The sequence below is a fragment of the Cryobacterium luteum genome (genome assembly GCF_900110125.1).
GTDB lineage: Bacteria > Actinomycetota > Actinomycetes > Actinomycetales > Microbacteriaceae > Cryobacterium > Cryobacterium luteum.
The window spans coordinates 1-21437 of record NZ_FOCN01000008.1; the positions used below are offsets into that span (position 1 = coordinate 1).

General features: G+C 59.2%; 15 protein-coding genes and 1 pseudogene. 9 read left to right on the plus strand and 7 right to left on the minus strand.

Annotated elements, in window-relative coordinates; translation table 11 throughout:
• Positions 1-261: pseudogene (locus BMW72_RS18985) on the minus strand (hypothetical protein); the annotation flags it as partial.
• Between the two features lie 2302 nt (positions 262-2563).
• Here BMW72_RS18985 and BMW72_RS09625 point away from each other — a divergent pair.
• The 9 genes from BMW72_RS09625 to BMW72_RS09665 all read left to right on the plus strand — a co-directional run bounded on the left by BMW72_RS09625 (position 2564) and on the right by BMW72_RS09665 (position 13743).
• Positions 2564-5254, plus strand: a complete 2691-nt coding sequence (locus BMW72_RS09625; RefSeq protein ID WP_092109985.1) for a class I SAM-dependent DNA methyltransferase — start codon at positions 2564-2566, stop codon at positions 5252-5254.
• A gap of 17 nt (positions 5255-5271) precedes the next feature.
• On the plus strand, positions 5272-7221 hold the full coding sequence (locus BMW72_RS09630; protein WP_241984056.1) for a DEAD/DEAH box helicase: 1950 nt from the start codon (positions 5272-5274) through the stop codon (positions 7219-7221).
• Positions 7218-8432: a GIY-YIG nuclease family protein gene (locus BMW72_RS09635; protein ID WP_174843184.1), complete on the plus strand. Its 1215-nt coding sequence runs from the start codon at positions 7218-7220 to the stop codon at positions 8430-8432. Before BMW72_RS09630 ends, BMW72_RS09635 begins: the two co-directional genes overlap by 4 nt.
• Positions 8432-9520, plus strand: a complete 1089-nt coding sequence (locus BMW72_RS09640) for a PDDEXK family nuclease (RefSeq protein WP_092109989.1) — start codon at positions 8432-8434, stop codon at positions 9518-9520. The genes BMW72_RS09635 and BMW72_RS09640 overlap by 1 nt, the downstream gene beginning before the upstream one ends.
• An 81-nt stretch (positions 9521-9601) precedes the next feature.
• Positions 9602-10432: a hypothetical protein gene (locus BMW72_RS09645; protein ID WP_134450445.1), complete on the plus strand. Its 831-nt coding sequence runs from the start codon at positions 9602-9604 to the stop codon at positions 10430-10432.
• 421 nt (positions 10433-10853) lie between these two features.
• Entirely contained in the window at positions 10854-11174 is a 321-nt protein-coding gene (locus BMW72_RS09650; protein ID WP_198416359.1) for a recombinase family protein, read from the plus strand.
• A 282-nt stretch (positions 11175-11456) separates the two neighbouring features.
• Positions 11457-11702: a hypothetical protein gene (locus tag BMW72_RS09655; RefSeq protein ID WP_092109993.1), complete on the plus strand. Its 246-nt coding sequence runs from the start codon at positions 11457-11459 to the stop codon at positions 11700-11702.
• A gap of 288 nt (positions 11703-11990) precedes the next feature.
• On the plus strand, positions 11991-12530 hold the full coding sequence (locus tag BMW72_RS09660) for a hypothetical protein (protein ID WP_092109995.1): 540 nt from the start codon (positions 11991-11993) through the stop codon (positions 12528-12530).
• Positions 12531-13344: 814 nt separating this feature from the next.
• Entirely contained in the window at positions 13345-13743 is a 399-nt protein-coding gene (locus tag BMW72_RS09665; protein ID WP_134450444.1) for a hypothetical protein, read from the plus strand.
• A 305-nt stretch (positions 13744-14048) separates the two neighbouring features.
• On the opposite strand, the gene BMW72_RS09670 is transcribed toward BMW72_RS09665, so the two are convergent.
• From BMW72_RS09670 to BMW72_RS09695, 6 genes are all read right to left on the minus strand, one after another.
• Positions 14049-15758 carry a hypothetical protein gene (locus BMW72_RS09670; RefSeq protein WP_134450443.1) on the minus strand — a complete coding sequence of 570 codons (1710 nt, stop codon included), beginning with the start codon at positions 15756-15758 and terminating at the stop codon, positions 14049-14051.
• Positions 15755-17482 carry a hypothetical protein gene (locus BMW72_RS18990; RefSeq protein WP_174843183.1) on the minus strand — a complete coding sequence of 576 codons (1728 nt, stop codon included), beginning with the start codon at positions 17480-17482 and terminating at the stop codon, positions 15755-15757. The genes BMW72_RS09670 and BMW72_RS18990 overlap by 4 nt, the downstream gene beginning before the upstream one ends.
• 23 nt (positions 17483-17505) lie before the next feature.
• Positions 17506-18609 (minus strand): XRE family transcriptional regulator, encoded by a 1104-nt coding sequence (locus tag BMW72_RS09680; RefSeq protein ID WP_092110001.1) that lies wholly within the window; start codon positions 18607-18609, stop codon positions 17506-17508.
• Positions 18602-19399, minus strand: coding sequence for a hypothetical protein (locus tag BMW72_RS09685; protein ID WP_092110003.1), 798 nt, complete (start codon positions 19397-19399; stop codon positions 18602-18604). The genes BMW72_RS09680 and BMW72_RS09685 overlap by 8 nt, the downstream gene beginning before the upstream one ends.
• 409 nt (positions 19400-19808) lie before the next feature.
• Complete coding sequence (locus tag BMW72_RS09690) at positions 19809-20636, minus strand: hypothetical protein (RefSeq protein WP_167361063.1); 828 nt, start codon at positions 20634-20636, stop codon at positions 19809-19811.
• A gap of 17 nt (positions 20637-20653) precedes the next feature.
• On the minus strand, positions 20654-21349 hold the full coding sequence (locus BMW72_RS09695) for a helix-hairpin-helix domain-containing protein (protein ID WP_092110007.1): 696 nt from the start codon (positions 21347-21349) through the stop codon (positions 20654-20656).
• Between the last annotated feature and the right edge of the window lie 88 nt (positions 21350-21437).

Genomic DNA, 21437 nt, shown 5'->3' on the forward strand with positions numbered 1-21437 from the left:
ATCGGCCAAAGCGGCCGCCTCACGGCGGGGAGTGCCAGCCGCGCGGAGCTCACGGAACATCTCACGCCCAGGGTGCGGTTTCGGCCCTCGAATCCCAACGCTGCGCGCCCAACGGTAGCCAGTGCCGCGGTTGATGCCCAGCTCAGCCGAGGCAGAAGTCACGTCACCAAGTCGCTCCAGCAGAGCCAGAAAAGACGCCTTGTCCGCGCACGGATTCTGTTCGTCGGTCGAGGGCTCATTGGTCGGGTTTAACGTGGTCATACAAACTCCCAAGAGTCTGGGTGTTGCAACGACCAGTAGAACCCAAGGCGATACTGGCCCTATTTTCGGTCGGCGTTAACACCGTTCTGCTCCTACCCGGAATCGCTTACAGCGATCCTGCACAGCAAGAAAGTCCAGGATCATCTAGCCAGAAAGACCGCGAAAACCGACAGGCCGCGCCTCGCCCCCTCGATGGGCCATCACGTACGACGTGTATTTCTCGTTTCTACGCCCGTGGATGACTACAGAAAAAGTCCCAGAAGAGCTGGAACGACTAGAAACAGGTGCGTTGGCACCCCAGCTCACCGGCAGCAGCCGAACAGCTATACATCTCCCCGGGGCTGCGCCCCCGGAGGCATAGAAGCGCGCAACCAGGTTCGGCGCAGGCGCCAAACCTGTAGTCCCAAAAGACCCCCATCAGACAGCAAGGATCACGCTAAATTCCGAACTGCGCCAAGTCATAAAGCGCGACTTGGCTTAGTTCCCAATTTCATTTGACAGAGAACCGAACTAAACGAACGATCACAGCAAATTGCGAAAGCGACGACGCCACCGGGGACGGATCCTGGGGGCATGTTTTGTTGCGAGCTATGTTGCGAGCGTTATTACTCAGCGCACAGACGGAGAAGCTTCGCTCGCGCTGACAACTGTTGCCTGGTCTGTCACTGAGTTGTTACTGGAGCGGATGCTGGGCTGTTGCCCGAAGACTCCATCGTGAAACCACAACTGTGACGAAATAACGGTGTCGACTGTGTCTATGGAATCGAAACCGAGACACCGACCATGATGGCCGCTGCGCTGCCACTCGTGCTGCTACACGTGCGCAGCTGAAGCTGCAATGAAGCAACTGATGCGACATCAAGACGTGCCCTCAAGCTGCCACAGCTGCGCTGCGTCAGACGCTGCTGTGGAACAACAAAAGGCGCGTCCCCGCGCCTACGGCAGGGTGAAACGAGATCTGACTCAGAGCGGCCAAGCCGCCTCGACGCTGCTGCGCAGCACGCTGTTACCCTGGTGCCAAGGCCCCAGAAATGATAGCAACAGCAGAACCCTGCCTTCCCAACGGAAATGGATGCCAACGTTAACAACCCCTAGTGCTGTTGACTGCGTCAACGGGGTTGTTAACAATCTGACTGAATCATCCATTTCCGCTGATACATCAGCACAAACGCATACGATCCTCCGCTGAAGCTCCGGATGCGTGAGATAGAGAGAAAGGGCATAAGGGGGGATGGCACCAAGCGTCGTTTTTCAATCCGCTGCGCTACTTGAAAATCTAGCTTTGTGGTCGGCATAGCCGACATCGACTGCGTCCTCCGCTGCGCTCTGTCCTTGCCCTTCGTCGCTGCGCTCCTCGGGTCCTTACTGCGCCATTACCCCTCTGTTCGCTGACGCTCACCTGGGTAATGTCTTGCCCTCTCAACACCCCTGCTGGGGTGTTGTCGGGTGCCCAACTGCTGACGCCGTTCCTCCGCTTCGCTCCCCCACGGACGCAACCTGACACCACCAGTGAAACCACCGTCTTCCAGACGGTGACCCTGAAGAAGTGAAGGTACTTTTCAAGCTCAAAGTAGAAGCTAGCGGTGCGGACATGTCAACCCGCTGCCCGGCGATCTAGGGGCAGCCGAAGTACGAGACTTGGCCTCGAAAAACTCCGAAGGCCGAGCAGGCAACCATATTGCTCTGTCTCAGAGGCAAAGCACGAGCTAGCATCGTCGTTCGTCGTAAACCGCCGAAGGACCGCGTAAGGAACGGCTGAAATCTCATCAGGAAGACGGGCGAATCATTCTCTGAATGATTTGCGCAGGGTTTTGCCGCGATTGCCAGTCGGGATCATCGATGAGGACTTGTCTCAGGTCATTGGTGGAAATGTCCTGGAGCGTCACCACACCAGCGGCGCGTGCCACCCAAGCACTTCGAAAACTTAGATGAGTTTCAACGTGTCAGGCATGGTGTCCAGCCTCTAGGGTTTGAGTCAAATTCTGCTCACAAGACCGACGCGTGCCAGAACGCCTTAGCGATTCCGGAACACCGATTCGCAGGCCACGTCGAAAGAGAGGGTCCTCTGCGTAACACCCGTGAACACCTGCGCCACTGCCCTAGGCAGCCTCAGTCCCGCGGCTGGCTGGCTTTTCTCGAGAGCGGGACAACTCCTAATGCGTGTGGTTGCGGATCGGGTCGACCGTCGCGTCGCGTGACTGAGTCTCAAGTGCGGGGACGATGGTCGAAGGTCAATAAGCTGGAGCCATCCCATATCGACGGTACCTGCGCAATGCCGCTCCAAGAAAGTAGGAATCGCCTAGTGAAGCTGAACCTCAAGGCGGTCGAAGAACGCGTCGCCCCGATAGGCGGTCGAGAGTCCTACGACCGTGAGTTCATTTTCGAGTTGCTCCTCGCCTACGGCCGTTCGCAGGGCAATATCACCCGACTCCGAAACGGCTCCATAAACGTCGCCGAGGACAAGGCGCACGACGTGGCTCAGAAGAACGTGGTCTACTTCCGTGAGACCACCGGTGACCCGCTCGCTGTCATCGACAGCCTGCGGACCTCACCGACCGTGGTCCGGCACAACACTCGGTTCGTGATCGTCACCGACTACAGCGAGCTGCTTGCCGTCGACACCAAGACAGGTGAGAACCTGATGATCCCAATCCGGGACATCGGCAAGCACTTCACGTTTTTCCTCCCCTGGGCTGGCATGGAAAAGGCCCAGTACGTCGCAGAAGCTCACGCCGACGTCAAGGCTGCCGAGCGAATGGGCAAACTTTTTGACGAGCTACTCGCGGCTAACCCGGAGTTGCTGGATCTGCCGCACGGCCGGCATGCCCTGAACGTCTTCTTCATTCGGCTCCTGTTCTGCTTCTTTGCAGAGGACACCCGCATCTTCGCAGAGAACCAATTCACGAACGCCATTGCATCACACACCCAGCCCGACGGCACCGACGTCGCCGAGTTCATGACAAAGCTCTTCACTGCGCTGGACACAGAGCGGGCGAGCGACAAGCCCACCTATCTTGCCGCGTTTCCTTACGTCAACGGGCGGCTGTTCACCGTGAAGCCCACGGATGTGGTGCCTCTTTTCACCAAGAAAGCTCGAGACCTCTTGATCGAGTCCGGCACGCTCATTTGGCGGGAGATCAACCCCGATATCTTCGGCTCGATGTTCCAAGCAATCGTCACCCCGGGCAAGCGCTCCGATCTTGGGCAGCACTACACCTCGGTGCCGAACATCCTCAAAACCATCGAACCTCTTTTTCTCGACTCGTTGAAAGAGGAGTTTGACACCGCTTTCAACTCGCCGCGGAGGCTTGAAGAGCTCCTTGAGCGCATGGGGCAGATCAAAGTCTTCGATCCGGCTTGTGGATCAGGGAACTTCCTAGTTATCGCGTACAAGGAACTGCGGCGTCTCGAGCACGCAATTCTGGAACGCCTCACCGACATCGATCCCAAGCATCAGGTGCTGTTTGCCGACTCCAAGATCAACGTCGAGAACTTCTTCGGAATCGAGATCGACGACTTCGCCGTCGAGGTTGCGATCCTCTCTCTGTGGATCGCCAAGCACCAGATGAACCGTGAGTTCTTCGAAAAGTTCAAAGTCGACCTGCCCCTCATCCCACTCAGGGAGACCGGCCAGATCCACCAGGGCAACGCCATCACCGCGGACTGGTCCAATGTTTGCTCGAACGACGGCTCCGAGGAAATATACCTTCTCGGAAATCCGCCCTATTTGGGTAGTCGAAATCAATCCGCTGGGCACAAGAAGGACCTCTCGACTATCACAACGAAGTATAAGAGCCTTGACTACGTTTCCGCTTGGGTAATTAAGGGAGCGGACTATATCCGAGGCACGGCCTCTGAGATGGCTTTGGTGACCACAAATTCGATTACGCAGGGTGAACAGGTAGGTCTACTTTGGCCGAGTGTGCTAGGTCACGACTTGGAAATCGGATACGCCTACACTTCATTTACCTGGTCGAATCGGGCCCGTGGTTCGGCTGGTGTGACGTGTGTCGTTTTTTCGATCCGGGCGCGCAGCACACGTGACAAGTACATCTACACCGACGAACTTCGGCATGAGGCCGGTCGCATCAACCCGTACTTGGCAGATGCTCCGGACATCTGGCTCGGCCGCCGGAGCTCCCCCCTGAGTAAGCACCTTCCTCACCTCGGTTATGGATCGATGCCCAATGACGGCGGGAACCTAATCCTGAGTGACTCCGAAAAGCAGGTGCTCCTCGAACGCCACCCACAGGCTTCCGATTACGTGAAGGGATATTGCGGAGCAGATGAGTTGATCAAAGGGAAGACGCGATGGTGTCTGAGTATTTCGGAGGAAAGTCTTTCTGATGCACGCAAGATACCCGAAATCGAAGCTCGCCTTCAAGGTGTTCGCAATCATCGCTTGAAGAGCACCGAGAAATCCACGAAGGCCCTGGCTGAGTTTCCAAACAGATTCTACTTCTTTGCTCACAAGGACTCTGACTCGATCCTTCTTCCCAGCATTTCATCTGAGCGCAGGGAGTACCTCCCTATCGGTTATGTCGGTCCCGAAATTATCGGCTCCAATAAGGTCTTGGTAATGCACCAGACTCAGCTCTGGGCATTCGCCCTAGTCACCTCGCTAATGCATATGGCTTGGGTCAATGCCGTATCAGGACGGATGCGTTCAGACTTCCAGTACTCGAACACAATCGTCTACAACAACTTCCCGGTTCCTTCCATGGGCGATGCGACAAGGGAACGTCTCACGACTGCTGCGCTGCGAGTATTAGACGTGCGGGAATACCACTGCGAAAAAACTCTGGCTGAGCTGTACGACCCGGACCTGATGCCCTCGGATTTGCGCGCTGCTCACGCCGACGTGGACACACTGGTCGACTCCATTTATTCCAAGCGCGCGTACGAGACAGACGAGCAGCGGTTGTCTGACCTCTTCAGCCTGTACGAAAAGATGACGGCAGATGAAGCATTAAACGGGGGAAAGAAAAAGTGAGCAATTCACTCAATGTTGTGGACGTGACCTATGCCCGCACCGGCGCGTCAGTGAACACCGACGCGATGGGGATGCGGGAGATGCAGCAGCGCGTCTTCGCCAAGCGCGACGCTCAGCACCTCCTAATCAAGGCCCCGCCTGCGTCGGGCAAGTCGCGCGCGCTAATGTTCGTTGCGCTCGACAAGCTCTACAACCAAGGCCGCAAGAAGGTGATCGTGGCCGTCCCCGAACGCTCGATCGGTCCATCGTTCGCAGCGACGAATCTGACCGATCGCGGGTTCTTCGCTGATTGGGAGATCAAGCCCGAGCACAATCTCTGCACACCGGGCTCCTCCGCGGGCAAGGTCAATGCGTTCATCAAGTTCCTTGAGAGCCCGGACGCGACGCTGGTTTGCACACACGCCACGTTGCGGTTTGCCTTCGAGAGACTCGCCCCCGATGCGTTCAACGGCACCGTGCTCGCGATCGACGAATTCCACCACGTCTCTGCCGACATAGAGGCCAACCGGCTGGGAGCCCTCCTGCACGACGTCATGAGCGGCTCCGACGTGCACATCGTCGCAATGACCGGCTCCTACTTCCGCGGTGACTCGGTGCCCGTTCTGACCGCGGACGACGAGGCTCAGTTCACTCCGGTTACGTTCAACTATTACGACCAGCTCAACGGGTATGAACACCTCAAATCTTTGGGAATAGGTCACCATTTCTATCAAGGTCGCTACACCGATGCCATCGGCGAAGTCCTCGATCTCGACAAGAAGACCATCTTGCACATCCCGAACGTGAACTCGGGTGAGTCCACTAAAGACAAAATCGAAGAAGTCGGATTCATTATCGATTCGATCGGTGACGTGATCGAGACCGAAGACACGGGCATTATTCGCATCCGCCGCAAGGACACCGGTGAGGTCCTGCGGGTCGCGGACCTAGTTGACGACGCGGACCAGAAGAAGCGCGCGGAGACCCAGCATTACCTCTCAACCGTCGCTTCCAAGGAACGTGACGGAGTTGACATCATCATCGCGCTCGGCATGGCGAAGGAAGGTTTTGACTGGCCCTTCGCCGAGCACGCGCTAACCGTCGGCTACCGCGCCTCTCTGACGGAGGTAATCCAGATCATCGGCCGTGTCACCCGGGACAGCCCGGGCAAGGAGCACGCTCAGTTCACTAACCTCATCGCCCAACCCGACGCGGCAACGGATGACGTGAAGTACTCGGTCAACAACATCCTTAAAGCGATCACGGCCTCGCTTCTGATGGAACAAGTTCTGGCCCCAAACTTTACGTTCAAGACCAAGACCGGCAACGACGACGCTCCCAAACCCGGTGAGCTGCGGATCAAGGGTTTCAAGGAACCCTCGACCGACCGGGTGAAGCAGATCGTGAAGACCGACCTCAACGACCTCAAGGCCACCATCCTCCAGGACGACACCTTCGCGAAGGCCGCTGCAGGCAGCCTCGACCCCGAGGTTACCAACAAGGTCCTGATTCCGAAGATCATCCGCGACCGGTACCCGGATCTCAACGAAGCGCAGGTTGAGGAAGTGCGGCAGCAGGTCGTCGTGGACTCTGTGATTAAGAACGGCGAAATTCGCGAGGTCGGCGACAAGCGTTTCATCAAGATGGCCGAGAAGTTCGTCAACATCGACGAAATCGACATCAATCTTATTGACTCGGTAAACCCGTTCCAACGGGCCTTCGAGGTCATGAGCAAATCAGTGACCCCGAGTGTGCTGCGCATCATCTCCGACGCCATCACGGCTACTCGCATCGAGATCAGCGAAGACGAGGCGCGCGTATTGTGGCCGAAGATTCAGATCTGGGTGAAGGTGAATAGCCGCAAGCCTGACGTGCGCAGTGATAACCCGACGGAGAAACGCTACGCCGAAGCGATCCTTTTCCTTCAGAGGCTGAAGCAGCGCCATCTGGCTGCGCAACGAGCGATGTTGGTGGGTAACGAGGCATGACCGCAGCCGAGAACGGAAACAACAACAGTCAGCCACCAGTGACGGACACCAATGGGACCGATATGCAGTGGCTTATTGACTCTGACGTCGACGGACTCTTGGATGTAGAGGAGAAGCCGAAAAAGATCACGCCCAATGACCGCCTAGAGAAAGCATTCCTCGAGATAATCGAGTTCCGTCGCACCCACGACCGAGTGCCCAGGTCGACGACACGAGAGATCGCTGAACGCAAGTTAGGCGCTCGGCTGGATGGCATTCTTGCTGACGAAGCCAAATCCACCGCGCTGAAGCGCTTGGACGAGTTCGGACTCTTGGAAGTTGCTGAGACACCCGCTTCGATCGACGACCTGCTCAACAGCGACGACTTCGACTTGCTCGGGGACGATGGGTCTGGGCTTTTAGACACTTCCGGATTACCGGCACGGGCCCGCCGCGTTGCACCCGATGATGTGGCGACGAGAGTCAAGTCCGAAGATTTTAAGCAGTATGAACACCTCTTCGTTCAGAAGCACGCGGAACTTAGGGACGGCGGATCTAGGCTCGTGAGATTTGCTGTGGCCGGTGGCCAACAGGCGATCCAGCAGGGAAAGTTTTTCGTGCTTTCCGGGATCATGCTCTTCGTAGCGGAGATAACGGATCCTGAGGCAGCCCCAGGGGTGCGGACCCGATACAAGCCACGCACAAAGACGATTTTCGAGAACGGCACGGAATCGCGTCTCTTTCGGCGTTCCTTAGCCGGACAACTCCTTGAGCAGGACGGGTACGCAGTCGTGAGCGCGGGCCCAGTAGAGATCTTCCCCGATGACGAAGCCACTGGATACATCTATGTTTTGAAATCGATGAGCACCGATCCTCAGATTTCACACCGAGAGAATCTTTACAAGATCGGCTTTACCCGCGGTTCGGTCACGAAACGAATTGCAAATGCTGAAAAGGAGCCTACCTATTTGATGGCTCCGGTTGAGGTTGTCTCCACGTACCAAACGTACAATCTCAAGGTGTCTGCGCTTGAAGACCTTCTGCATCGGGTCTTTGCGAAAGTGCGGCTCGATATCAAGCAGATTGACGGAGGAGGACGCCGTATCGACCCTTCGGAATGGTTCGTCGCGCCGGTGAACGTCATTGACCAGGCAATCAACTTGATAATGTCCGGCGACATTATCGACTACGTGTACGACGCTGAGACCCAACGGCTTCTGGAGCGTGACTGATGGGTGTCGAGATGGGGCTGTGGCGCGCGGACGGCGACATGCTGACCCGCATCACTGCAACAGTCATCGGCCTCGAAGCCCAACTGGAGTCATACATTGAGTCAGACCCGTCGATGCTGGGCGAGATGCTTCTGATCGTTGGTCGACAGGTCACGACAGCACACGGCGGTTACATTGACCTGCTCGCCATCGACGAAACCGCAGCAGTACATGTAATCGAACTCAAGCGGGACAAGACACCCCGCGACGTCACCGCACAGACTCTCGACTACGGCTCGTGGGTCGCGACGCTGGGCCGCGCCGAGATCATAGGAATCTTCGCCAGCTACCGCCCCGGTGTCGCGCTGGAAGAAGCCTTCGAAGAACAGTTCGGTGGAACGCTGCCGGACATGATCAACGCGAACCAAGTCTTCACCATCGTTGCTGCTTCCGTCGATACCGCTACCGAACGCATCGTGCGGTTCCTCAACGAGGACTTCGGGATCCCGATCAACGTCGTCTTCTTCCGCCACTTCCACGACAACGGGGCTGCTTACCTCGCACGAACATGGCTCGTCGAGCATGATGCGCAGTCGGTCGCGACTCCTTCGACCACAGGCAAGACGAAGACTCGCGAGCCCTGGAACGGGCAAGACTGGTACGTCTCCTTTGGCGAGTCGCCCGCTGGCAGACACTGGGCTGATGGCATGAAGTACGGTTTCGTCTCCGGCGGTGGCGACAAGTGGTTTTCTCGGACGCTAAAGAACCTCACCGCAGGATCACGCGTCTTTGTCTGCATCCCGAAGACTGGATATGTCGGCGTCGGCACTGTCCTCGACGAGGCTAAGCGGTTTGACGAGAGTACGGTCCTGCACAACGGCAGTGCGACGGCGTTGAACGCGCTCCCTTTGGAGGGAACATATCGCCACGAGGGTGACGAGGATGATGACAACGCCGAATGGGCCGTGCCGGTCGAGTGGACCCACGCCATCCCCCGTGAGCAGGGCTTCTGGAAGCCAGGCATGTTCGCTAACCAGAACATCGCGGCGAAGCTGCGCAATCAGTTCACTATTGACCAGGTCTCCGAGGCATTCGGTCTCGATGACTGAATCACCCGTCGCGGGCGTTCTGATTCCTTGCTTACAGACGGCATATGGACTTCACCCTTAACTCAAACGGAGCTCGACGCAATGCCATCTTCGAATCGCCCGGTTCCGGCTGATATTTCTTCCATCAGTTCGTCCATTCAGGCACGCCACCTTCAGTTTCCGATGGCTCATGCGATCACAGCTGCACCGGGCGATTCTGCTAATGACGTAGGTGCATTGCTTGCAGCATGGCAGTTCGACGCGTGCCCTGTCCTGGAGGATGGCCATGTTGTCGGCATCTTCCAGCGGGAGGAGGGACCTCTCAGCACGACAGTTCAGGATTCCATGTGTAATATCACGGCCCGAAACCTTACCGCCGCGGACACGCCACTCGAATCGCTCGTGGAAGACCTCGGCACGCACGCGCTGATTTTTGTCCTTGAAGGGCGCAAGATTACGGGATTCGTCACGCCCGCTGACCTCGGCTCTGCTGCAGCGCGTACCTACTTCTACCTGAAACTCTCAGCGCTCGAAGTAGCCGCAGCCGATTACCTTCGCCAACGCTACCCTCACCAGGAGGATGCACTCTCAGCGTTGTCGAATGGGCGCAGATCAAAGGCGCAGGAACTAGTCGCCTCGTTACTGGCCGACGATGCCTTCATTGACATCGTCGCGTCGCTCAGTCTTCAAGACCTCGTTAGCGTACTCGGCAAAGACGAACCATTTCGCGCTCGCATAAGGGAATCTGGCATCGGATGGGATTCACTCAGCCATGGTCTTACTGGTTTCCGCAATGACATCATGCATCCTTCCCGGCCGTTTGGCGGCGCCACCCGAAAGGGTGCGCAAGGTCTCAGCAAGAAATTGCGCGGTCTGACTACTCTCACAGAGGCGCTCATTTCGCTGAGACAACTAAACGTGCTTCTGCCGTGACGAGCTGGCAACATTCAGCAACAGCTACGATTTCATCGCGGTTCCCTGATTAAAGCGGTTCGGTGGAGCGATGACCGCTTGGAGCGACGTAATCGGCTCTGCTCATCGAATACGGCACGAAACCTGCCGTGTAGCACGAGCCGCAATGTGTCCGTGAGCAAGAGACCGCGCGCCGGCATCGTGTCTTCGAAATCTCCGTTCACCAAACGGTCGGATGATGAACACACGCGAGGTAGTCCTGAACCCGCCTGAAAACCGCGCAATTCGTTCAGAAACCCGTTCAGCAACCGGTATGTGTAAGCCACATAAGTGAACACGATCAATGAACAGGGAGATCCAGATGGCGCTAGTGGGTCTCGCGAGAGTGAGCACGACGAATCAGTAAAATGCCCGCCAAAACGACGCACTGTATCCGATCTGCGTGAAAGTCTTCGAAGAGAAGGTCAGCGGCAAACTTGCTGTGGCCGACCGACCGGGACTGCGCGAAGCGCTCTACTACTTGCGAGTCGGAGACTTACTCACTGTGCAAGAGGTCGATCGGCTCGGACGCAATCTTCTGGAGGGCTTGGTCGTTCTCACCGAGCTTTTCAGGCGAGGCATCGCCGTCAAGGTGCTTGAAGGCATCGCTGCAGATGAGCACACCGCGCGTAGCCTCATCCGGGACTTGTCACCCGCACTGGCCGGAGATCGCCGACGCGACATTGTCCGCAAAACCAAGAATGGCTTCGTTCGTGGTCAATAGCCAAGGAATCAGGGTGTCGATGATTTGCCCGGTCCACGGTGTGCATGCTGTCATCGACCATTTCGAGGGCAACCGCTGACATCGGGCGAGATCAGGTGGTGGGTGTTTGAGCCGAAGAGGGCCATCGAATGAGACGACCCCCAAAGGCTGCGACGGAGCTCACTCTCGAACTTTGATGCGGCGACGGGGGAACGGCACGCAGCCCCCCGACCCGAGCTCGCCCGGTCTCCCGCAGAGTCCTTCGAATCAGGCCACGTAGTGAAGCGCGGTATCGTTTGACGCATGAGCACTCACAACGAAGCCACCGAGTCCAACCAGGCGACTGATTACTATGAATTTGGAGGCGGATGGGTACACGAGTCGAAGCATGGCGACGACGTGGTGAAGAAGCAGTACACCGCCGATCCCCGCATCAGCAGTAGTCACGCACGGCTCGACCACTCGACTCGCATCTTCCCAAATGGGTCATGGCAAACAACGTGGTACGACGCCGATGGCGTGGCAACAGTTGACACGATCGAATCCTAGTTTCGCAGCCTTCACGTCGTCCGCGTGCACGCTGCCGCCGTTTAGGCTGCGAGGAACGGCTGTCCAGAGGAGCGATTGAGCCGCCGCGATCATCCGTAAGTGGGAACAACGCCGCGAGAAATGCACGGCTTCGATGAGAATGGACCGAGGCTCGCCGCAGGTTACCGAACTCGAAGGAATGTCAATCGTCATCACTCGAGAATCTCGCCTTTCCAATTGTCAGATTGGTCGCGCTTGCCGTGCGGTCTTGCTCCGTCGTGCCATTTGGCCCTGTAGCGGCTAGTGACCATGGCTGATTTGTTCATTGGACTCCTGATGCCCGATGAGTGGGCGGCGCTCAGGAATTGGCTAGCAACCATCGTCGGGCGTGTCGCACTACTAATCGCGCCTAATACCTCCCGTTGCAACGTGCGAATCAAACGCGAGGAGAAAGCGAGGCCACTTTACTCGCGGATCGATGAGGGGAACCTTCACGAGGCTGGCGAGGACTTCCACATGGGCAGCGCTGGCAGCCTCCATTGCGTTGCAATATCGACGACGCGCACGCCTGGACACGGCCGGTGGTTTGCACTCTCGCCCTACATCCAAGTAGTCGGTGCTATCCACAATGGGAGCAGAGAGCTCATCGGCCCCGTCAAAGCCCAGATAGTAAACGGCAGCGATAACTCGATTCGAGATAAATATTCAATTCAGCTTGATGCGGTTGAGCCCGAGTCCAACAAATACTTCGAATTCACGTGGCGCAACGAGTTCCACCCGGGTGCCTCTGGTCTAGGGACTACGGGAGTATCCACAATGCCCGCGGGCAGTGGTAGCGCCGGCACCTAACTGAGCTGATAGAGCCGGTGCACGACGCCCCTGAGAATGCCGCGCACAGATCAGCAGAGCGGGCAAGATGGGCGCGCAATGCACGCGCGATGGGATTGGAGCCGAGCCCTGAGCCCGAGATACCTCTGCGAGTTAGGTCGCACCGATTCTGGTGAGAACGGCGGGGGAAGTATCCTCTCCCCTGTTTTCTGCCGGCTATGCCATGGCTACACCCAGGGTCACGGAGACATACAACGAGATAGTGTCGGGACCATCCCGAGGAATCTACTTCCTCGATCCGCTCCGAGATAACGGCCGCTCAGGCCAGCGAGGACTGTGCCCCCATGGGTTTTGCGAGACGGCTCATCGGCGGCCGCTACGATTCCGTCGCGGCGGCAAGTAAGCAACCTCGCGACAACCGCTCCGACAGAAAAGAACAAGCTCAAGTTCACATTTCAATGTCGATATCGACCCCCAATGATCAGCTCTTGGTCCAGCTCACAGGTACGACTACCTTTGCTAAAGGAGCAGTAGCCGCCCTGGCTCGTCGGCACGGGATAGTGGACAGCGGGTACCTCGAAACTGTTGGCAGCCTTCAGCGCGAGCCGGAGAACGTCGCAGACCCCGAAGCGGTTGTGATTCTCGTCGGCGGGGAAAGAATTGGCTACTTGCCCGGCTACATCGCTCGCACGCAGGACGCGACAGCGAAGGGCGCACGAGCCATTCGTGTCCAGGTCTTCTACGAAATGCTCCCCCGGGGCCTGCGCGCAGAGGCTTGGGCCTGGCTGGGCGAAGGTCCCCCCAGTGTCACTGGTCTGAGACCAATCGACCGCCGATGTCTTCCAAAGCCAAGGCTGCAGCACAACACGACAGTACCAGCGAGATGGTGCAGGATGCCCTCGCTGGAGGAGGGCCCCGTGCGATTTCTTTCGAGGCCGGAATGGTCAATGGCATCCACTACCTCGAACTCGTTGAGCCCATCAAACAACTCAAGCGTGACGGTCGGCTGGTCGAAGCGCTTGCCCTCTGCACCGCCGCGATCGAAGGCGCCGAGAACGGACGTGAAGGCCGTGAGCCCGCCCCTTGGTACACCGAACAGGCCGCAATCATTCACCGCAAGCTCGGGCACCGCGACGAGGAGGCTGCCGTCCTGCGCCGCTGGCTCAAGGTTTGCCCGCCGGAGCGCAGAGAAGGCAGCCAAATCAAGGCGCGACTTGACAAAATGGTTGACTGAGCGTCGGTGACCCTCGAATCATGCGCCGTTGTAGAAATCTTAAATGCTTTACACACATGACTTGATGCACCGTGGTGATCGCAAGATGTCGCCGAGGTGCCCCAATGCGTCAAGCCGATAGGTCCAGCTGGGCACACCTGCATGGGTGCTGGTCCGACTCGTGCCGGAGCTCTTCGAGACGACCTTAGTGACCAGGATTCCAATCTCGTGCCCGAGTCGCGTCCGCACACCGTCGTAAACCCGAATCCAGATACTGGCGACTATCTCACGGGGAGCGTCCAGCGGCAGTCCGGAAGGTCTCCTCCCTACTGGCCGGCCACAGAGGCTGGTGTCTCAAGGCGGTATCCGCCTCCGGAGAGTCGGTTCACGAGAACCACAAGGTCGTAGGCGAGGTCAAGAACCGGCGGATGGGCATGATCAGGCGTGTTGTCATTTTCGAGTTTGGCGAGCAGGACAGGCAGCAGCGCCTCGGCGAGTTCGACTTTGCTGACGCGCTGCTGGATGCGATCGAAGACCACTTTGATGTCGAGTTTACGATCGCGTACGTACTCAATATCCGAGGGCAATCGAATCGACCAGCTTCCCTCGTCGCGAGCGGTATCCGGGCTTGCGCGCAGCACGGAGGTGATTGCAATCTCCAGCTCGTGGTTCGTAAAATTCGCGAGTTCGTACTTGTGGTCGCCCCAGGTGTGCAGCTGCACGAGTATCTCGAGCTCGTGATCGGTGAGTGTGCCACCCTGCTCAGCGACTTCTTGACGCACGATCTCGCGGAGCTCGCGTAAACGACGATCGCGCGCGTTTTTTGTGCCCCAGATCGGCCCCTCTCCATCCATGGCGACCACCAGCGCTGTAGGTCCGGCTTCAATAAGGTGGCTGTCGCCACGGACTCGTCCTAAGCGCGGCGCGACATAGCGAGCAAGTTGTTTAGGCGTATCGCTCGACGTGCGCTGATTCACGACTCGTACCTGTCGCGGCTTACTCATACCGAGTGCATCCAGTAGAGCCGGTACGTGAACCATCTCAGTCTCACCTTCGAGCACGAGCACTACACATGGCTCCGGCGATAGCCCGACCCGCGCCAAGCTTCGGTGAATACCGTCGCTATCCCGCTGCAGACCGATGCGTTCCTGTAGCGGATGCCAGATGTGCGGATCACGCGTGTTTGGGAGGGGATCGAGCGCGCCGATGGCCGCGAGTTCTTCGTGCGCGCGCAGAAGCACCTCAGCTGCGATACGCTGCCAGATCGCCTCGAGGGCACCGCCGCGCAGACGGAACCAGCCGTTCGCATCCGAATGCCTCAGGAGATCCCACCACTGGCGCATGGGGTCGTACGTGTGCGCACGCGAAAGCAAGAACTCGGCCGCTGGACGCAGACGTTCGATTGGAAAGTCCGCCGCGACGAGCCTCGTCGCGGCGTCGAGTTCATGGCCAGCAGCAGCGAGCGTCTCTCGTTCGGCGCCGTCTCGGTAAGTGACCCGGCCGACAACATTCGGGAAGAACCGCGTCGATAGCGCGGCCAAGGCCACGTGTTCGTGCCGCTGTTGCGCTGCGAAAGCGCGGCACCACGCCTCGTCGTCCGGAACGATGCGCAGGTTCTCGCGCTGTCCGAGTGCGTCGCGTAGCCCCAACAGTTGCCATTCACTGTAGAAGAACCCATCCCACCAACCTTCCCCAGCATCATCCGGACGACGATGCGGCCAAAGCGCGGGATCCTCACTGGAGGGATCCCGAATCATACCCTCACGTGCATATCTCGCGATTCTGCTGTTATCACTGGCCTGGGGTGCCGCGAGATCTTCAACGTTCACGTCATCGTCCGCCCGATATAGGGGGACGAGTAGCCCCAGCCGGTGGAGTTCTTCAAGGTCTTCTATGGAGACGTGCTGATCCCACTTCGATCTGGCTTCGTCCCGAAACTGCCTGGACGACAGAAGTGGTACCTGCGAATATGCGAACGGTAAATCGAGCAGCGGCAACGTCGAAGGAATCACCTTAGCGTCGGTATCGCCGGTCACTTTGTGTCGACCGTTGGGATCGGTTCTATGCGCCACTGCCGTACGGGCATCCCGCTAACGAAGCGCCACTCCGGGCGGCACTTGTCGCAGCTTATCCATAAGTCGTGCTCTTGGAACCCTGGCGCGTCTTCGTGCTCTTCGACAATTCGTCCGTCGCCGCAGGGGCAGATGTACTCATAGTGTTCTGCGTCCCCGGAGCGACCGCTGAACCCCGCGACGTGGGGTTGTCCGCCATCGATCTTCTCAGTTCGAATACCAGCGGAGGTCGGCGGACCCAGCGTGACATTTGCCGCTGCGTCCGTCTCATCATCGAACGCGAGTCGATCATCACCTTTGATCTTTGAAGCCGAAAGAGGTCGTCGCGCGTCCAACGTCGTATACCGGATCCGCTTCCCGACCTTCGCCGCGACGAGCGCAACCTCCGCGGGGAGCGTCTTGAGCCGAGCGACCGCACTGGGACCATTCCGGTATTGCACGGCCAAGAACCAGCCATCGGTCGCACCATCCGACTTCAGATAGCTGGGAAGTTGGTCCTGCAGCCCGTTCCAAAATTTGCCGTTGTGGAGCTTCTTTACCTCGATCAGCAGTCTGGCGGAGGTGCCAGATGACGCCTTGAAATCAACAGGCCCTCGTCCGAGCTCGACCTCTCGGTCGAGCTCGACATCGAACTGGCGCAGATACTGCTGGGCGACACCGAGGAACAGGAGTTGAACTGCTGCTTCGGGCTTCTCCGACCCATCGTCATTCCAAAGGAGGCTCCAACCACGCTGCTCTTCGATAAAGATTCGGAAGCAGTCGATCACTTCTGCAACCAGTTCCAGTAGATCATCGTGAGTAGTCACGGAGCGCGGGGGCAGGGGGTGCTCGGCTGCGAACTGGACGGGTTCGCGATCCCACTGGACCACGCCCAGAGGATCGGCGCCGAAGTTGTAGCCAGCGAGATCCTTGCGGCTTGTTTGCGCCCGGGCCCACTCACGGACGCGCTCAGGGTAACGGCGTGCCCATGAAACGATGCTCGCCTTAGTGACAGCCTGACCAACTTTCAGGTTCAGCGAAAGACGAATGTCGTCGTTAACGTGAGCGTCGAACCAATCGTCCGCGTTAAGCGTCGGCAGGCCGTTGAGGATCATCTCGGGTACCAGGATGATCGCACGGCCGGTTAGCGGATTCGTCGGCAGTTGGACTTCCTCGTCGTGCCATCGGGCAACGTCCAGTGTGACCCGTGCGTGACGCACCTTGTGCGCTGAGAGCGGCACACCATGCCGCCTGGCAACAGCTTGTGTGTACGCAATCAGGCGCGCCTTTATGACGTTGGCCGTGGCATCCGAAATTCTGTCTGCACCGATTCCTTCGTTCAGGATTCCGATCTCTTCGATGTGCTCGGGATGGTCCAGTCCGTGAGCGAGGGCGACGGCGATACCGTCGGCCATCCGTTCGGCAAAACGATCACCAGACCCGGACCCACGCGTGCCCGAAGCGGTATAGCCGAGGCCTAGTTCGTAGGGTTCAGGAAATGTGAGCAGGCGACGTGCGGCCTTTCCCGAGACTGAGGCAGGTCCGGTCGCCTTCGCGACCAGTCCGTAGCAATGAACGAAATGTGCAACGAGTTCGTTATGGGCCTCCGCCCACTCGCCACCTGCCTCGAGTAGCAGAACTGGATCGATGAAGAGCTTCGTGTCGATCGTCAGGTGCGAATCGAACCAATCATCAGCGTCGCTTCGCACGACACCGAATGCCTCTGAGAACCTCACCCGCGCGCTCCAATTGGCACGCGCGACGCGGCGATTTCATACAAGCCAACCGGCAGCCCCGAGCCTGAAAGGAACGTCTCGTTGTCTACGCCGGCCTCGCTGAGTACTTCCTTGGCGCGAGGCAGCATTGAAGGCATCTCCAGAGATGACATGCGTCCCGGCTCGGCCCGACGCCACCCGTTCTGCGACATCCTAACCATCGCGTTCCGGTAGGACACATCGCCCATGATGCCGAGCGAGCGGGCACGATAGAGCAGCGCCGCGAGGCTGACACCCCAGTGTTCTTTGAGCTCGGCGAGCTGCGCCCACGCCTTTCCAGCGGTGGAGTTCGGCAGGAACGGCGCGATCTCGTCAGCAGGCATCAAGAATTCAGCGGCGAAACGGTTAGCTTGTTCTTCCGCGACTTTTCCACCGGGTTCGGCGTCGTGGTGCATGATCAGGTGGCCGAGCTCATGGGCCACGTCGAAGCGTTGGCGGTAGTAGTCGTCCTTCACCGGGTTCAGGATGATGATCGGCCTGGTAGACGTGTGGAGTGAGAACGCATCGATTGCTGCAACCCCAGGTTCGCTGAAGACCACAACCACACCGCGGCGTTCAACGAGGCGCACGACATGCTGGATTGGTCCCGGTGGGACTGCAAAGAAGCCACGAGCCCCCCGCGCTGCGTCCTCGGGCGTCATGCTGCGCTCGTCGGTATCTACAGGGAGATCTGGGAGTAGAACTTGCGGGAACTCCACCACGTTCTCGAGCATCCCCGCGATCTCAGCGACAAACCGTCCGTAGGCCTCAGCTTCGTCTTGCGCGATCTGCGGTGTCGATCGCAGTGACCTGAAATGCGGCTTGTTGACCTTGGGTGGCGCCCCTCCCCCGAAGAACTGCGGCTCGACCCGGAGCGCGAGCGCAAGCTTCGCGACAGTCGCACGGTTCGGCTGCTTGACGCCACTTTCCCATGCGGTTACAGAAGCGGGAGACATTTCAATAAGCCCGGCAAGGTGCGATTTCTTTAGACCAGCGAGCTGCCTCGCCATGGTGAGCCGCTCACCGTTGAAGAACGAAGCTGCGGCGGCGAGCGTCTGGGACGGGCGACGCTGATCAACCATTCGCGCTGCCAGCCCCTTCTTCCCTGCGGCGCGTCTTGATTCGCACCGGCACATCTTCGACATTGGTCGACGCTCCGTCACCCGGGAGCGCAGGCGGAACAGCCGTGCCAGTAGCGCTGATGCGAGTGCCGCCAGACAGGAGCAGATGCTTCCAATGCCAGCATGAGCCCTGCGGATACTCGGCGTTCTTGCTCTGCCCGATGTAGAGCTCGTACTGCTTGGTCATCGGATTGAACGCGTGTGCAGCGATAAGAGTCACACCGTCGAAGTCATGGTCTTCCGGGATACCCAGAATCGACTCCAGCCCGAACTCCGCGTCCACGAAAAGCGCCCCTTCGCTGGCGAAGTTCTGTGAGGCGACCCGACGTTTAACGTCGCTGCGACGCACCCACTTGATTTCATCGATCTGGCCAAATGTGTACGACTGCAACAGAACTCGGTAGCCCTTGATCGCCCAACCCGGCGACTGCTGGTAGTCGCGGCGGACGATCGCGTCGCTCTCGAGTGAGGGCATCGACCGAAACACGTCGGGCGTGATGCCGCGCTTCATGACGTCGGAACCCATGCCGTCGACCCCATCTCCCAGCACGAAACGCCCGTTCGCGGTCGCACGATCCATGAGATCCCGGAAGTGCTTGAAATTGAGATAGCCGACAACGCCCTGGTCGTGCCCAGCGTCCTCGTCGTAAATTTGGTCAGTCGCCGCAAATGCGGCCGGCGCCGCCCAGGTTAAGCCATCGAGCAGGCCGGAGTCGCGGAGGCTAGCAATGGCGTCGTCTTCTGCAGTCATACCTTCACTATACATTATGACCAGTGCATTGTGTCGTAAATTTCACTCTCAATATGTCTTGTGCGCATTATCGACACTCAGCTAAATAGCGCGCAGACTCGCGCAGAGCGGATTCAAAGACGGTTCACGCAGTGCAGGCCCGTCCGTATATATCGCTTTCGCTCCTGACTGAGATGCGGGCCACCTCGATGACCGTCGCCTCGCCCGCTCGGACGGCAGGAGCGTGCTGAAAAGTTTCCTGAACGTCTAACGTCGTATAGCGCCATACTGCATTCGCGGAATCTTGCATTATTGTCATGATCCGAAGCGCATGACCTAGGGACTGCAGTCGATGCTCGTGACTCCTAGTCACATACCCGAGACCGGTTGGACCCCGACAGACGAACAACTTGCTCGAGTTTGCTCACTCCTAATGCAACCCATCCCTGTTTGACGCAGTATCTCCGGAAACCGCCGTGAGGTGGCTGAGGGAGCTGGTCTTCATCGCGGAGTCGAGGGTGGGGCTGACCGAGCTTGTGTCGCCGATGGCCAACCCGGGAAGCAGGTCTCCCCCGTCACCGCTGAGGTTCGTCGCCGCCGTTGTAAAGCGGGCGCGAAGGTCATTGGCCCAGTGCAGCCACCATGGCGGTGGAGTGACACTGTTTGCTTCGGTGTTGGGGGCTGGGCCGGTGGCGAACAGGAGGGCCACCGTGGCATCACCGGGTTCGGTCATTCGCAGGGTACCGCGCACGGCCAGGGTGGTGCCGATCTCCGGTTCGGTGCCGTCTCCGGCTGCTTCCGCGAAGACCACGATCGGGCTCGAGACGCGGGTCGTCTCCCCGCGGCTGTCGATCTCGGTCAGCGTGGCCCGATAGCGCACCCGCCCCGAGGTGCCGCTGCCGATGAACGCTTTCGCGGCGACCGGAACCGACCATACGGTGACGGTGGCCGTGACCGTTGCGTGGGCTGCGGCGGCAGTTCGCACCTCGGGCGGCAGCCGTACCGGCGCCCAGACACCGACGGCGGTGGCTGCGAGTGCTGCGCCGGCGCAGCAGAGCACGATACTGCCGCCCAGTTTCTGCCAGCGCGCGGCGGGCGGCGCCGTCGGCCACTGCCGGCGCCGCGGCATCCGGCGTACGACCAGCAGCGCGGTACACGCTCCGGCGACCAGCCACAGGGTCACGGCAACCATACCGGCGCCCGCGGGCACTGCGATGAGCACGCCGGCGGTCAGCCAGACGGCCAGTGCCGGGAGCATTAACCGCAGGTCGAGGTTCATATGGTGATGAGGTCTTTGAGCGCCTCGAAGGTTTTGTCGCCGATGCCGGCGACGTCACGCAGTCCGTCGACGCTGGTGAACCGGCCGTTGGTCGTGCGAAAGTCGACGATGCGCTGCGCCATGGTCGGGCCGATGCGGGGCAGGGAATCCAGATCGGCCACCGTGGCGGAGTTGAGGTTGACCTTGGCAGCTGGGGCGTTCGCGCCCCCGGAACCGGAACCGGCAGCCGGGATTGCCGGTGGCACTTCACCCTGACGGGGAACATAGAATTGCTCGCCGTCACTGAGGATGCGGGCCAGGTTCACCCCCGCGGGATCGGCCTCAACGGTCAATCCTCCGGCGGCCGCAATAGCATCCATCACCCGGGCGCCGTCGCGCAACTCGAACAGTCCGGGCCGGGTGACCGCTCCCAGCACGTGCACGAAGATAATCACGCCCACGTCAGCGTCTGGCGCTGCGCCAGCCCCCGCGTCGAACGAGTCGGCCGTCGAACTGCCGGAGGGAATGGAGACGGTTGCTGAACCCACCGTGCGTTGCCCGGCCTGCTGGCCGATGGCGGATACGATGACGGCCACGACGAGGGCCAGCAGCAGCAACACGACGGCCGCGCCGACGCCGACCCGGAGGCGCGGGCGACCCCGGGCGGCGGGCGCGAGACGCTCCAAATCGAGCGGGGATCGGTCGGGCTGCATGTTCGCAGGCTAGAGCGTGCGGGGCATCCACTGGCCGGCGGCCGAACTATTTGTGCACAGCCCGGTCGGGGAAACCTTTGTGGAGGAG